The following is a 14,452-nucleotide window of genomic DNA, read 5'->3' as shown; positions in this document are numbered from 1 at the left end:
CAGACAGACGCGTGAGGCGGTCCTCGCGTCATTCGGACAAGCCAAGGCATGTTCGTTCCTGTGCATCCTCCCAATGCCAACCTGAGCGACGCGATGACAAAACGACGATTTGATTCCATTCTGAAGATTGCGGTGGCCGTGCTTGGCTTCGCATCGGTGACCTGGTCGGCATCCTCTGCCCAGGCAGTCGACGGTACCGAACTGACCAGTCGCAAAGCGATTTGGGCTCCATTGTTGCCCACCTACCAAGGCGACTCGGGAGATTCCGTTGGCTTTCTAACCGACATTCGCGGTCACCATCGCTTTGATGGATATCGAACCAGCGTTGAAGGAAACTTCACGTACGCCGTCTCTGACAACACCGAGATGTACGGCTTCGACGCGATCATGCGGGACACATGGACGTTCGGCGTTCACGATCTGTCCGCCGGTACCGGTTACAGCCAAATGGAATGGAAACAAGAGATTGGCGACAACGAACTGGACAACTCCTATCGTGGTGCACTGGTCGTCGCCGGCTGGGAAACCGCGTTCGGGCGTCGTCCAGTTTGGGTGGACCTGCGTTTGGGACTGTATGACCTCGACGGCAAATATGTTGGCAATGATGGTGTGACCACCGGAACGAACAACAAGTTCACCACGACGTTCGGGTTCGACGTCAAACATGACATCACTGTCTGCGGAATCCCTGGCCGCACCGTTTTCGGCCTGGACTACTTCAGTGACTACGCAACCTGGGATGGAGCCAACATGGGCTTCGACGACGCGGTGGTGCTGAGAGCCGGTTTTGAACTGCTGCTCTACTAAAGGCAACGACATCGAGGTGGTCATCGTCCAGGCAACGTGAATCACTCAGAACAAACGATCAGGAGCGTGTGCGACAATTTTCGCACACGCTCTTTTTGCATAGACAGCGGTGTCACTTGGTGGTGATTGAACAGCCAGCTGCGCGAGCGGCCCGCATCGCAAAAGCTCAGCTCCGCGACTCACCCGATGCGGCTCTCGTTTCAGTCAAACGATAGAGATCCAAACGTCGATCGTTCCAGTTTTGGACACTGCCTTGTTCCCGATGTCGACGTAGCAATTCTAGATCGACATCGTAGATCACAACCGTCTCAATGTTTGGGTTGGCCTCTGCTCCGATCCCTTCGCGGGCGAACGTTACATCCAAAGGTGTAAGCACAGCCGACTGTGCGTAGTGAATGTCTGCGTTCTCGCAGAACGGCAAATTGCCCGTGCAACCGGCAATCGCGACATACACATGATTCTCCACGCAACGGGCGGCCGCGCAGGTGCGAACACGCATGTAGCCATGCCGATTATCGGTGTTGAACGGGACAAATATGATTTGGGCCCCCTTCTCGACCGCGAGACGCGAAAGCTCAGGGAATTCAATGTCATAACAGACCTGGATGCAGATCGGTCCGCAATCGGTTTGAATGACTTCGATCCCAGGCCCACCGGCAACGCCCCACCATTTTCGTTCGCTCGGCGTGATGTGCAGCTTGTACTGTTTGTCGATCCCGCCGTCACGATGGAACAAGAATGCGACGTTGTAAAGCTTTTCATCTTCGACCACAAAGTGAGAACCACCGATGATATTGGTGTCGAACTTCACGGCCAGATGGCTGAAAAGCTCCAAATACTGCGGCGTGTACTCGGCCAATGTTCGAGCGGCTTGCCCCGGACGTTCATTCGGTAGAAAGGAAAGCAATTGCGTGGTGAACAACTCTGGGAACAACAAAAAGTCGCACTTGTAGTCACCCGCCACGTCTACGAAATAGCGAGCCTGTTGAGCAAACTCTTCGAAGTCCTTCACCGCTCGCATTTGATACTGGACTGAGCCGATTCGTACCGGCCGAACCGTCCGGCGGAACCGACGTTTTCCCGCCGAGACATAATCCAGGTTCTTCCATTCCAAGAACGTCGCATAGCCGCAGCTCTGCAAGTCCGTGGGCAAGTAGTTTGGAATCAAACCCTGCAGTGAAAAACCGTTGGCAATTTGAGCCGTCAGAACCGGGTCGAAGAATGTTTTGTCGATGACACGATCAATGTACTCGGACGCCTTCATCTCCTCCGCGTGCAAGTGATAGCCAGGAATGCGGCCGCCAACGATCATTTGCTCAATATTTCGCGAACGACAAAGCTCTTTTCGTGCATCATAGAGTCGTCGAGACAGACGCATGCCGCGAAAGTCGGAATGCACCATGATCTCGATGCCGTACAACGTGTCGCCGGTTGGCTGATGATTTCGAATGAAACCAATGTCTGCGATTTTCTTGTAATCGTGCCATTCCAGGTCGTCTTCGTAATGCAGCAGCAAGCTACTGCTGCTGGCGACGAGTTTGCCGTCGCACTCGATGACGATCTGGCCTTCCGGGAAGTGAGCGAGCTGACTTTCGACCTGCTCCTTCGTCCAAGGCTGCATGTCCGGAAAGCACGCCTTCTGCATGGCAACCATCGAGTCATAGTCCTCGATGCGCATGTTCCGAAGAATCAGCTCGCGTTCAAAGTTAGAAACATCAAAGTCAGGGGTGGGCGTCGACATAAAAGCCAGTCAAAGAACCGAAGAGGAGAAAACGACTCAACAACGAACCGTGCAATTGTCCTGCCACGGAACCACAGCAGATCCACGAACTATTTCGTCCGCGTCGACAAATACGTGTAGCCACTGAGCGCACGTTCGTACGCGGCAACTGTCTCGCCTGCCTGCTGATGATCGATGTGTCCGTTTCCAATCGCGGATTCCACCGACTCTTGGAGATTCTCGATCAACTCTCGATCTTCGTATTGGACATACCCCAACACTTCCGAAACCGTGTCGCCTTTGACGATCGATCGAACTTTGGTCACACCGTCCTCGATGTCCACATGCACGGCATGCGTATCACCAAACAGATTGTGCAAGTCACCTAAGATCTCCTGGTAAGCTCCCACCATGAAGACCGCCAACTGATACGGTTCACCAGATTTCAGCGGGTGCAGCATCAGTGTCCGTTGACGTCCGCCGCCGCAAACAAACGCGTCGACTTTGCCATCGCTGTCGCATGTGATATCACCCAAAACCGCATGTCGCGATGGCTTTTCTAGCAAACGATGGATCGGCATGATCGGGAACAATTGGTCGATCGCCCAGGAATCAGGCATCGATTGAAACAACGAAAAATTGGCGAAGTAGATGTCTGACAGCATCCGATCAAGATGCTTCAAATCATCGGGACGCTCCTTCATCGATTCCGCCAATTCACGAACACGATGGCAGATCGCAAAGTAAAGGTTCTCCGCCGCGACGCGTTGTTCCAACGGCAAGTAACCACCACTGAAGAGGTTCATGCACAGGTCCAGTGCCACCTGCGCGTCGTGAAAGGTTTCCATCATGTTGGCCTGCGTCATGTTGACGTAGCCGACCCACAAGTCATGCACCGGTTGCTCGTATGATTCCGGTGGGCCTTCCATTTCGGATGTTTCGATCGCACCGACGGAATCCATTTCGATCCCGCCGTGATCGGGCGATACCGGTTCGCCTTCGACCTTGGCCCAGCACGGCAAATTTGCAACGCCCTGGGAAGTCACCCCCAGTGTTTCCATCACCAACACGCTATGGTGAGCCGCGACTGCCCGGCCCGATTCCGAAATCAACTCGGGGTGCGGGACTCCCGCTTCGTCGCACACGGTTTGGGTGTGATAGACGACGTCGTTGGCGTATTCCTGCATCGTGTAGTTCATGCTCGATTCGCTGTCGCTGCGCGAACCGTCATAGTCAACACCGAGTCCACCGCCCACATCGAGGTAGCGCATTCCTGCACCACGGCGAACCAAGTCGACGTAGATTCGCGCGGCCTCGAGAATGGCCGATTTGAGTTGACGAATGTTTCCGATTTGGCTGCCGACATGAAAGTGCAGCAACTGAAGGCAATCGCCCATGTCCATCGCGATCAAGCGATCCAATTGAGCCAACAACTCGGCAACGGTGAGGCCAAACTTGCTGCGGTATCCACCGCTCGCTTGCCAACGACCACTTCCGCGGGTCGCCAGTTTGACTCGCATCCCGATCGTTGGACGTACGCCGATGTCCTTGGCGACGTCCAAGATCAAATCCAGCTCACTGACCTTTTCGACAACGGGCAGCACATTTCGCCCCAACCGTTGAGCCAACAACGCCAACCGAATGAACTCTTCGTCTTTGAAACCGTTGCAAACAATCGGTACGTTGGCGTCGCCCATTGCCACGGCGGCGACCAATTCTGGTTTGCTTCCCGCTTCGATACCAAATCCCAGCCGAGCACCTTCGCTGACGATCTGCTGGACCACTTCGCGTTGCTGGTTGACTTTGATTGGAAAGACGCAGCGATAGCGGCTTTGGTACTTGTGATCATGAATCGCGTTTTTGAAACAACGATCCAGCTCGCGCAATCGATCTCGAAGAATCCCGTTGAAACGGAGCAGAATCGGCAGGTCCAAGTTGCGCTGCCCCAAACGATCGACCAGCTCTTTTAAATCGATGCTTTGAGACGGATCCCGATCCGGTGAAACCAACACTGTGCCGGCATCAGAAATCGAAAAGTAGCCAGCGCCCCAGCGGTCGATGTCGTACGTTTTGGACGCGTCGCTGCGAGTCCATTTGGAATCCAAAACCGAGCTCACCCAGAATTCCCTGTGAAAGAGGTTTGCGTTTGAAATGTGAGATTCAGAATTGCACCTCTTTCACGCCTCGTGCACCAGTGGGCAACTTCCCAGTTACGGTAATTTCTGTGATTGGATAGCGTCCCGGAACCCAAAATTGGCTGCTCTTGGTCGCAAATGCCGCCTGACGTAGCACCAGCGTTTCTCCCACCGCCAGCGGTTTGTCTTGGTACAGAAAGTACTGTCCGTTCAGGTTCATCGTCAGATTGGGAATTTCAAAGTCCGCTTCGTTGGTGACGACGACGACATCGTCCATCATCTGAGAGTTGCCTTCGACGGTCATCAGCGGTCGGCGGTCGATCAGGATCTCGACCGGCAATCCGTGTTCACTCGCCTTTCCGAAAATCACCGCGTAAATGCTGAGCCCAAACAGAGGAACAAAACAGACCGTCGCCAGAGCAACGAACAGTCCGCGGGTGGACAGCTGCGGAGTCGGCGCGATTGATCGCGGCGGCTCGTAAACGGCTGGATCCGCGTCGTTGTCGGGAGCGGTTGTCGCGTTGCGGTGAGTTGAAGAATCAGACATGAAGGCGTATCGGCAAGAACAATGCAGACGTGGGAAGTGTCGGCGAATTGATGATGAGGCTTCGGTTTGAGAGTCACTGTCGGCGACATTCCAAATCATCGCCAAAACGAGGAAGACAGTTTTGAAGGCCGCAGACCCTAACGGATTCGGCAGGCTCCGACTGACCGGAATTTCTTCGCGGATGAACTCCGGTGATGCTCAAGTGTTGTGCCAGATCAAGGGGCCTGACTTGTCCAACACGACCTCCTCCTGTCGTTTCCCGGCACTGACCAGAATCAATCCGATCCCATGCTCGGCAGCATACGCTTTTGCATCGTCCTTTCCCATGACAAACAAAGCCGTTGACAGGGCATCCGCGTCCACGGCGTGAGTCGTCGTCAACGTCAAGGACAGCCACTGGCCAGCCGGATACCCCGTCCGTGGATCAATCACGTGTCCGTAACGTTTGCCTTGATGATGAAAAAACTGTTTTCCGCTGCCGCTGGTCGAAAGCGCCTCGTCCCGTAGCCAAAGCCCCCCAAGACGTTTCCCCGGTCGGGTCGGATGAGAGACGCCAACCAGCCAACCCTTCGGCCGCTCTGAGTCGTGTTCCACCTCGTTCTCATCAGATGTCGCAACTGGTTGTTGGTCGCCCGCCGCCAGAACGCTGCTATGCCCCGCATGGATCAGAAAGTCACACATGCCATCGGCACGCATTGAAGCGGCCAAAACATCGATGGCGTGCCCCTTGCCGATCGCACCCATGTTCAGCGACATGCCCTTGACCGCGAATCGAGCGGTGCGACTCTCCACATCCAGAATCAGACGCTTCCAACCGACACGCTCTCGAGCCGATTCGATCTCATCCGGTTTGGGTTTTCGACCTTCACGCTTGGTGAACCCCCAAGTCTCCACGAGAGGTCCCGCCGTGATGTCGAACGCTCCCTGGGTGCGTTCAGCGAGGGCGTTTGCTTTCTGCAGAAGCTCAAACGTGGCGGGCTTCAAATGAACTGGCTTTTCATACGCCAACGCATTGACCCGAGCGATTTCGCTGTCACCTCGATAGACCGTCAGCGAAGATTCGATTTCCTCGATCGCTTCCAAATGACGCAGGACAACATCAGCGACGGACCGATTGCCCACGCGTTGATTTTCGTCCGGCACCAGCACCACAAAGTCGCACGCCATCGCACGATGCTTCAATTCCAACAAGTCCATTGTCCCAAAGGAGTCACGGCCCGCCTCGGGCTCGAAATCACACGGAAAACAATGTTCCATGATAGATCCTGGTCCATCTCAACGCGAAACCCCATTGTTTCGTGACTTTTGCCTTTGGAAGAATGACGCATTCTACGGGGCATGGCTCAGCCTGGTAGAACGCTGCGTTCGGGACGCAGAGGTCGCTGGTTCAAATCCTGTCGCCCCGACCTGATGCTAATACAGCTTGCCACATCGATTTGCGGCCAGCTGTCTTTCTTTGAATGGCAAGGGTTTACGCCGAAAGATTGGTGTTGACTGCCAGTTCAATCGACCTCCCCATCAAATGCGAAGCAGGTCGGCCTTTGCCGTAGGTTGATTGATTGCATGACCTTGCCGCTCCTGGCCTCTCGGCCACGGGTTAGACGTAGCAAAGAAGGATGCTGATCATTCAACGACTGAGCGAGGCTCTACACTAGTCAACGCATCGGCCACTTCTGGCATATCGATATGAATGACAGCACGAGTTCACGGACCTGCTGTTTTCATGATCGGTTCTTTCTTGCCGATTTTTGCACATCAGGCTGCCTGACGCACTCCTGCTGAATGGTCGTTTTTCGTTCGTGGACGAGTTGCAGAAATGCGTCTCGAGGTGGACTTTCGTGGTTCGAGTGCCAGCACACGACCAACGGGATTGGCTTCATCGCTGGCTCGATTGAAACGAAGGAAATCTGCTGACTGCGATGGTTCTGAACGCTTTCGGACACGATGCTGATGCCTTGTTCGGCGGCCACCATCGTTAACACGGTGGCCATCAGGTCGGCGCCACCAGCGACCACGGGCGAGGATCCCGCCGACGAGCACGCTGCGATAATGTGGTCGTAAAGGCTGATCGCAACGCCGCGGTCCAAAAGAACAAATCGTTCTTCGGCAAGATCGCTGAGCCGGACTCGCCGACGTGATGCAAGCGAGTGGGTCTCAGCCATGACGGCAAGCAGACGTTCACGAAACAAAATCTGCGTGACGAGGTCTGGATGGCCCGGTGGCAACGGCCGTGTAAAGGCGACGCTGATTTCGCCGCTTTCCAGCGCATCCAACTGTTTGTCTGGCGTCATCTCGAACATCCGGATGGTGACATCCGGATACCGCAGTCGAAAACGCCTGATTAAATCAGGAAGAAACTACATGGTGGGAGCAGCAAAAAATCCAATCGACAACTCACCGAATTCGCCACGCGAAGCACGTAGCGCTTTCAGCTTTGCGGCTTCGCCAGCCTCCAGGATGGCTTGAGCTTCTTCGAGGAATACGGTCCCGGCTGCAGTCAGGCGGACGACTCGCTTATTACGGAAAAATAGTGAGGTACCGATTTCCCGCTCCAAATCAGCAATTTGAGTGCCTAGCGCAGGCTGAGCGACTAACGACTTCTCAGCCGCTCTGGAAAAACTCAGTTCAGACGCCACGGCGACGAAGTAACGAAAGTGTCGAAGTTCCATTCTTCAGCTATACGAAAAACCGATTACTGCTGAAACAGTTATGCGTTTCACGAATGCATAGATGGATCCGATAACCCTTGTGCAACGGCAGCCTGCTGCAATGTCATTGCAGAGAAGCCGATTCGAAAACCAATTATCTGAGGAAACGAAATGACACAAGTCAGCGATAACGAGTTGCTTTTTCAATCACTCTGCATCGGTGCAATCGAACTCCCCCACAGGATCGTGATGGCCCCTTTGACGAGAGCACGATCTACGGATCGAGTTCCGAATGAATTGATGGAAGAATACTATTACCAACGAAGCAGTGCTGCCCTGATCATCTCGGGGGCGACCGCGATCAGTGAGCAGGGGTATGGCTGGCACGGTGCTCCCGGCATCTATACTGCTGAGCAAGTCGAAGGATGGAAGCGAATTTCCGACGCCGTTCACGCGTCCGGTGGGCGAATTTTTTTGCAACTGTGGCACATGGGCCGAGTGTCGCACCCAGACTATCAAAGCGGTCAATTGACGGTTGGTCCCAGTCCTATCGCGGCAACCGGCGAAGCTCACACCCCCCACTGGCAAGAAGCCGCATGTCGTTCCTCAGGCCATGAGTACATCGGGAATTGCAAGCGTCATTGAAGACTATGCCAAGGCAACCGGACAACGCGGGATGCGGGATTCGATGGTGTCGATATCCACGGCGCGAATGGATATTTGATCGACCAGTTCTTGCGAGATTCCTCGAACCAACGCACCGACGAATACGGCGGCTCAATAGAGAATCGCCTGCGGTTTCTCCGCGAAGTTTTTACGGCAGTCAACAACGCATGGTCGGCGGATCGTACGGGTGTTCGCTTAAGTCCTCCCATGAGTGGCAACGGGATGGCAGGTAGCGATCCCATTGAATTGTGTTCGCGGGCAGCGCAGATGCATAACACGTTCCAGCTCGCCTACCTGCATATCGCAGAAGCGATTTGACCGGGTCGACTCTACAACGCGGATGCACCCCGCGTGAAAGCTTATATCCGAGCCGAATTTGAAGGCGTGCTATTCGCCAACGGTGGCTACGATAAAACGTCGGCAGCCAATGCGATACGCACAAGGGAAGCCGATGCCGTTGTGTTCGGCCAGAAGTTCATAGCGAACCCCGATTTGCCCTAAGGCCTGAGAGCTGACGCACCGCTCAACGAGCCTGAAGTCGCGACATACTATGCGCCCGGAGCAGAGGGCTACACCAACTATCCCTCCCTTGTCTGAAGCTGACGATCGCCACCACAAACCCGCTTGCTCACTCACGCATCAACCCTGCTCGCACAACCGCGGTTCCAACTCGAAAGAAAATCATGGCAAAACTGATCTGGATTCTAATGGCTCTCGCAGCCGGCTCCGCATTGCCGCTACAAGGCGGTGTCAACGCGAAGCTTGGAAAAGCAGGAGCCAGTTCGGCTCATGCGGCGTTCATATCGTTCGCAGTCGGGACGGTGGCATTGCTGTCCTATATCCTGCTGACCAGGCAAGCGGTTATCTGGACAGGCATCAAACAGTTGCCACCGAAATACTGGATCGGCGGGATATTGGAAGCCACCTATGAGACGATCGTTATTCTGGTGTTTCCGAAGCTTGGGCCGGGGTTTGCATTTAGCCTGATCGTTGCCGGCCAAATGGCGATGGCATTTTTCTGGAGCACTACAATATCCTTGTCGCTCAGCAACAATCGGTCAGCTTGGGGCGGATCATGGGGGTCGTGCTGATTGTCGTCGGCGTCGTTTTCGTGAAACGGTTTTAGGACCGCACAGTGGGGTAGGCTAAATGGAACCAGCATTTCGGAGGGGCGGGGAGCGTTGGTCACGTCCCCGTCTGTCTGTCGGCTACGCTTAGTATTCTGAAAGGGAATCGAGATTAGACAACGCTTCGCCTTCCCCGACGAATTTTTTATTGCAATACAATTCACTTTGAACAAGGGACCTACCCATGAGCTCTGTTACTAGCGCTGATGGTGCAAACATTTTCTACAAAGACTGGGGAAAGCCTAGCGATCAGCCTGTCGTCTTTCATCATGGCTGGCCTCTCAGCTCCGATGACTGGGATTCCCAGATGCTGTTCTTCCTGTCCAAAGGCTATCGCGTGATCGCGCATGATCGACGAGGCCATGGGCGATCCAGTCAGGTTAGCGATGGTCACGACATGGATCATTATGCTGCCGACGTTGCCGACGTGGTGAATCATCTCGATTTGCGAGACGCTATTCATGTCGGCCACTCAACAGGCGGCGGTGAAGCGGCGCGTTATGTCGCGCAATACGGAGCCGGACGCGTTGCGAAGCTAGTACTCATTGGCGCCGTTCCGCCGTTGATGGTGAAAACGCAGCACAACCCGGATGGCCTGCCAATCGAAGTATTTGATGGGTTTCGTGGGCAGTTGCTCGCCAATCGTGCGCAATTCTATTGGGACGTCGCCAGCGGACCTTTCTACGGCTTCAACCGTCCGGAGGTGACACCCTCCGCACCTGTCGTGCAGAACTGGTGGCGGCAGGGAATGATGGGAAGTGCCAAGGCGCACTACGATGGGATCAAGGCGTTCTCGGAAACGGATTTCACCGACGACCTGAAGGCGATTGACGTGCCAACACTTGTCATGCATGGTGATGATGATCAGATCGTGCCCATCGCAGCTTCCGCGATGCTCGCGGTAAAACTACTGAAGCAAAGCACGCTCAAGATCTACAAAGGGTTCCCGCACGGAATGTGTACCACCAACAGCGATGTCATCAATGTGGATCTGTTGGCCTTCATTCAAGGCGAGTCAGTCGGCACCTGAGTAGCTCGATTATCAGACGGTAGGCGATGCGATGTTCAAATCCTGTCCTCTGTTCTACCGGTCGAGTTCCGATTGGGTTGCTGTGCAGTTGGCCCCGAAAGCATTACCATGAAGGTGGTCGGCAGTGCCGAACAATGTGTTGCAATGATGCTGCGGCAGGCCGCGCCACTTCACGGCTTGTCGGAGTTCAGAGGTTCCTCCGCCCCCCCTGTCGCCTAGCTTTGGCGAACGGAGATGGAGGCATAGATCAACAGGTTGCATCATGACGCGGACAATCCAACCACCGAAACACTTGCGTCCGCTCACTCCCGATGATCGGCTGAGACACATTCCGTATGCGTTCCAGCATACGAGCGCGACGCACGGCTGGAATGGTCTTCGAGTCGAATACAACACACCACAGCCCGCCAGCGACTTCGTACATCCACCCCTCGCGTGTCTAATGGTCGTACTCACAGGCAAGATCTTTCCGGAGCGGACTGATCACCGTTGCGATAATGAGCGGTACAGCGGGGACGGCTTGCCGCACGCCGTGAATCTTCTGCCGCCCGGCATCGAGAGCCAGTGGCGGTGGCGGTACACAGGCGACTTCACCGACTCGACCCACTATCAATTGTCCCCGGCCTTGATCTCCAAAGTGGCGGAAGAGGCATTCGATCTCGACCCGGCCCGCATTCAGTTTCCGGTACGCTACTACGACCAATCGAGCCCCGAGGTGATCAAGACCCTTACGGCCCTTCGCCACGAGCTGGTTACCGGCGGTCCGGGCGGGCGTCTGTGTGCCGAGTCGCTGGCAAACGTGCTGGTCGTCCAACTGATTCGACAGATGTCCAACAGGCAGGGTTCGGGCGGGGGCATCCGCGGGGCAGGCGGCCGTCTACCGCGACATACCTTGAGAGCAGTCGAAGAGTACATCCACGCGCATCTCGACCAAAACATCGCCCTCGCAGACCTTGCGGATGTCGCCCACCTGAGCGAATTCCACTTCGCCCGGCTGTTCAAGCAGACGACCGGCCTGCCGCCGTATCAGTTCGTCATCCACCAGCGCGTCGAGCACGCCAAGCGACTCATCGCCGCCGGACAGCTCTCGCTTGTTCAGATCGCCATCGAGGTAGGCTTCAGCGACCAAAGCCAACTTACCCGACACTTCAAACGGCTCGTTGGCGTCACTCCCAGGCGATTCGCCTAAACACAGCAAGAATCGCCAAAGAGTCAGCAAGAACCTCCGATACTCTTCTGCTCCTGCCTTCTATTCTGTTTTTCAGACATCGCGGTGTCGCGGTGCCGAACAGAGAGCTCTTTTCTTCAGGAGAAAATCATGAGTACAGTCAACAAGTGGATGATCGACCCGGACGATGCGGTGATGCTGCTGATTGACCACCAGAGCGGCCTATTTCAACTGGTTAAGGACATCGAACTTCCCGTCCTGCGGTCCAACGTTATCGCCTTGGCGAAGGTGGCCCGTCTCGCCAAGGTTCCAACCTTCACGACGGCCTCGGTTCCGGACGGACCGAATGGCCCGCTGATTCCTGAAATCCACGAGCAGAACCCGGAGGCGGTGTACATCCCGCGGACGGGCCAAGTCAACGCCTGGGACAACCCACCGTGGGTTGAAACCATCGAGAACACGGGCCGCAAGACGTTGCTCATTGCTGGCACGCTGACGAGCGTCTGTATGGCGTTTCCCGCAATCAGCGCTGTCGCCGCGGGGTACAAGGTCTTCTGCATCATCGACGCTTCGGGCAACCACTCCCAAATGGCCACCGACTTGACGCTCGCCCGAATCGCTCAAGCTGGAGCGATCCCGATCGACACGTTTGCCGTACTAGGCGAACTGATGAGCACGTGGAACCGCCCCGACGCGATGGACTTCGCAGCCGTGATGGTCGACCTCGTGCCGCACTACCGGGCGCTGATGGAGAGTTACGACAAGGCACAAAGCGTGCAACGCGACGGGCACGAAACCGAGCTGGACAAGTTCGAGGCCGGTGCGGGCGAAGAAGTGATCCACGCTCGCTGAGCTAGTGAAGATGCCGAACCTGGCCCATGCATCTGATCGGCGGGGCAGGTTCGCTTCTTGATATCCATCGTTGCTTTGCCGCCCAGGTTGCTCAGCTAGTTCATTTATCGTTTCACAGAAAAGAGCATCGCGATGAAAGCGATCGTACTTCATTCATTTGGGGGCCTGGAATCGTTCGAACTTTGTGACGTCCCCAAGCCCGTACCGCGCGCGGGGCAAGTCCTGGTCAGGGTACATGCAACCTCCATCAATCCGTTGGATTACCAGGTCCGACGCGGCGATTATCACGACCTGGTGCAACTGCCGGCCATTACCGGACACGACGTATCTGGCGTGGTCGAAGAAGTCGGAGCGGGCGTGACGACCTTCTCTCCAGGAGACGAAGTCTGGTACACCCCGCAAATATTTGACGGGCCCGGAAGTTATGCCGAGTACCACGTTGCCGCCGAAAGCATCATTGGAAAGAAGCCGGCCTCGTTGAGCCATCTTGAGGCGGCCAGCTTGACCTTGGTTGGCGGAACGGTGTGGGAAGCACTGATCGTTCGTGCGGTGCTGAGAGTCGGCGAAAGCATTCTGGTACACGGTGGCGCAGGAGGAGTCGGTCATGTGGCGATCCAGCTCGCAAAGGCCATCGGAGCGAAGGTGTTTACGACCGTGCGCGACGCAAACGCTAGGTTCGCACGAAGCATGGGGGCCGATGTCATTATCGACTACCAAAAGGAGGATTATGTCGATTGCATCATGCGGGAAACGGATGGACGAGGAGTCGATGTGGTGTTCGATACCATCGGCGGCGACACCTTGTCGCGCAGCCCCGACGCGCTGGCTCAACTTGGCCGCGTTGTCACGATCGTGGACACCGCGCTGCCACAAAACGTCATTCAAGCCTGGGGCAAAAACGCGAGTTATCACTTCGTTTTCACAAGACAAAATCGGGGCAAGCTTGATGAGTTGAGTGCCTTGGTCGAGCGCGGTCAGCTGAAGCCACACGTAGGCGCTGTCTATTCGCTCGCCGACATTCCGCTCGCACAAGCGCGCCTTGAGAGTTCCAACAACGGTGTTCAAGGAAAGATTGCGATTGCAATCGACGATCGGATTCGCGAATCCATGGAGTAACAAAGAGAGAAGGCGTTCACGGTGACATATTTGGAGCCGAGCTGAAACGATCGACCTGTTCAGTAAGGTATTACGAACGCAACTTCCCATGTATTTCGCGGAGTCTCCGGGTCATTTCCTCTCCACTATAAGGCCGCGGCAGACTGCGCCACGGAAACGGTGCTGAGCGGCTTCTTGGTAGGCAGGGCTGTCGTACCAAGCGCGGGCCTCCTCCATCGTCGGAAACTCTGCGATGACGGCGCCTTCGACTTCTGGTCCCTCCAACGTTACATGAGAACCATACGCGGCCAGAGGCTTAACCTGCCCCGCGAATCACGCGGATGGTTTTCATCGAATCACATGCGAAATTCGGCGTAAGCCCCCGAAACGAGTCCGCAACTCTTTTCCTCTCCAGAGTACTGAAAGCCCAGCCCACGAGGCAGCGCTAGTTTTCAAAACGTGTCCGCGTGCCAACGGTGAGTTGTCCGTTTGCTAGTCAGCGGCCTCGACCTAAGAATGGCCGTCACCTCCCGTAGTGGACGAGGCGACGAGTCCTTCCCCCATCCATCCCGAAATAGACGAAGCGAGAAGCCCCGCGTCCGCGAGGATTCTTCGCGTCGTCGGCTTTCTCGTGAAGGGGACTCCTCGCGTCGTCCA

Annotated in this window: 12 protein-coding genes and 2 pseudogenes; 7 read left to right on the top strand and 7 right to left on the bottom strand. The window is 55.6% G+C overall.

Going from position 1 to position 14,452, the window contains the following annotated elements; genetic code table 11:
- The first annotated feature begins 48 nt into the window (after positions 1-48).
- Complete coding sequence (locus tag RB_RS07325; RefSeq protein WP_007326758.1) at positions 49-807, top strand: hypothetical protein; 759 nt, start codon at positions 49-51, stop codon at positions 805-807.
- 166 nt (positions 808-973) lie between these two features.
- On the opposite strand, the gene RB_RS07320 is transcribed toward RB_RS07325, so the two are convergent.
- The 6 genes and pseudogenes from RB_RS07320 to RB_RS28320 all read right to left on the bottom strand — a co-directional run bounded on the left by RB_RS07320 (position 974) and on the right by RB_RS28320 (position 7,878).
- On the bottom strand, positions 974-2,548 hold the full coding sequence (locus tag RB_RS07320) for a bifunctional GNAT family N-acetyltransferase/carbon-nitrogen hydrolase family protein (protein WP_011119512.1): 1,575 nt from the start codon (positions 2,546-2,548) through the stop codon (positions 974-976).
- Between the two features lie 89 nt (positions 2,549-2,637).
- Positions 2,638-4,644, bottom strand: coding sequence for a biosynthetic arginine decarboxylase (speA, locus tag RB_RS07315; RefSeq protein WP_011119511.1), 2,007 nt, complete (start codon positions 4,642-4,644; stop codon positions 2,638-2,640).
- Positions 4,645-4,687: 43 nt separating this feature from the next.
- Positions 4,688-5,209 carry a hypothetical protein gene (locus RB_RS07310; RefSeq protein WP_037227447.1) on the bottom strand — a complete coding sequence of 174 codons (522 nt, stop codon included), beginning with the start codon at positions 5,207-5,209 and terminating at the stop codon, positions 4,688-4,690.
- Between the two features lie 198 nt (positions 5,210-5,407).
- Complete coding sequence (locus tag RB_RS07305) at positions 5,408-6,406, bottom strand: FAD:protein FMN transferase (RefSeq protein ID WP_164922767.1); 999 nt, start codon at positions 6,404-6,406, stop codon at positions 5,408-5,410.
- Between the two features lie 524 nt (positions 6,407-6,930).
- A pseudogene (locus tag RB_RS07300) lies at positions 6,931-7,554 on the bottom strand (LysR family substrate-binding domain-containing protein); the annotation flags it as partial.
- A 12-nt stretch (positions 7,555-7,566) separates the two neighbouring features.
- Complete coding sequence (locus RB_RS28320) at positions 7,567-7,878, bottom strand: LysR family transcriptional regulator (protein WP_011119508.1); 312 nt, start codon at positions 7,876-7,878, stop codon at positions 7,567-7,569.
- 150 nt (positions 7,879-8,028) lie between these two features.
- On the opposite strand from RB_RS28320, the pseudogene RB_RS07290 reads away from it, so the two are divergent.
- The 6 genes and pseudogenes from RB_RS07290 to RB_RS07265 all read left to right on the top strand — a co-directional run bounded on the left by RB_RS07290 (position 8,029) and on the right by RB_RS07265 (position 13,816).
- Positions 8,029-8,841, top strand: a pseudogene (locus RB_RS07290) (oxidoreductase).
- A 365-nt stretch (positions 8,842-9,206) separates the two neighbouring features.
- A complete protein-coding gene (locus tag RB_RS07285; RefSeq protein ID WP_011119503.1) occupies positions 9,207-9,614 on the top strand; it encodes a DMT family transporter in 408 nt (135 codons plus the stop codon).
- Between the two features lie 220 nt (positions 9,615-9,834).
- Positions 9,835-10,680: an alpha/beta fold hydrolase gene (locus RB_RS07280; protein ID WP_011119501.1), complete on the top strand. Its 846-nt coding sequence runs from the start codon at positions 9,835-9,837 to the stop codon at positions 10,678-10,680.
- 532 nt (positions 10,681-11,212) lie between these two features.
- Positions 11,213-11,869 (top strand): helix-turn-helix domain-containing protein, encoded by a 657-nt coding sequence (locus tag RB_RS07275; protein ID WP_231846296.1) that lies wholly within the window; start codon positions 11,213-11,215, stop codon positions 11,867-11,869.
- 129 nt (positions 11,870-11,998) lie between these two features.
- Positions 11,999-12,700, top strand: a complete 702-nt coding sequence (locus RB_RS07270; RefSeq protein ID WP_164921664.1) for an isochorismatase family protein — start codon at positions 11,999-12,001, stop codon at positions 12,698-12,700.
- Between the two features lie 132 nt (positions 12,701-12,832).
- Positions 12,833-13,816, top strand: a complete 984-nt coding sequence (locus tag RB_RS07265; RefSeq protein ID WP_011119496.1) for a zinc-dependent alcohol dehydrogenase family protein — start codon at positions 12,833-12,835, stop codon at positions 13,814-13,816.
- Positions 13,817-13,927: 111 nt separating this feature from the next.
- Here RB_RS07265 and RB_RS28520 read toward each other — a convergent pair whose 3' ends face one another.
- On the bottom strand, positions 13,928-14,107 hold the full coding sequence (locus tag RB_RS28520) for a DUF1330 domain-containing protein (protein WP_164922765.1): 180 nt from the start codon (positions 14,105-14,107) through the stop codon (positions 13,928-13,930).
- Positions 14,108-14,452: the final 345 nt, after the last annotated feature.

The sequence above is a fragment of the Rhodopirellula baltica SH 1 genome, assembly GCF_000196115.1.
GTDB lineage: Bacteria > Planctomycetota > Planctomycetia > Pirellulales > Pirellulaceae > Rhodopirellula > Rhodopirellula baltica.
The sequence above is the reverse complement of the archived record's forward strand: the minus strand, read 5'-3'. Positions and strand labels throughout refer to the sequence as shown.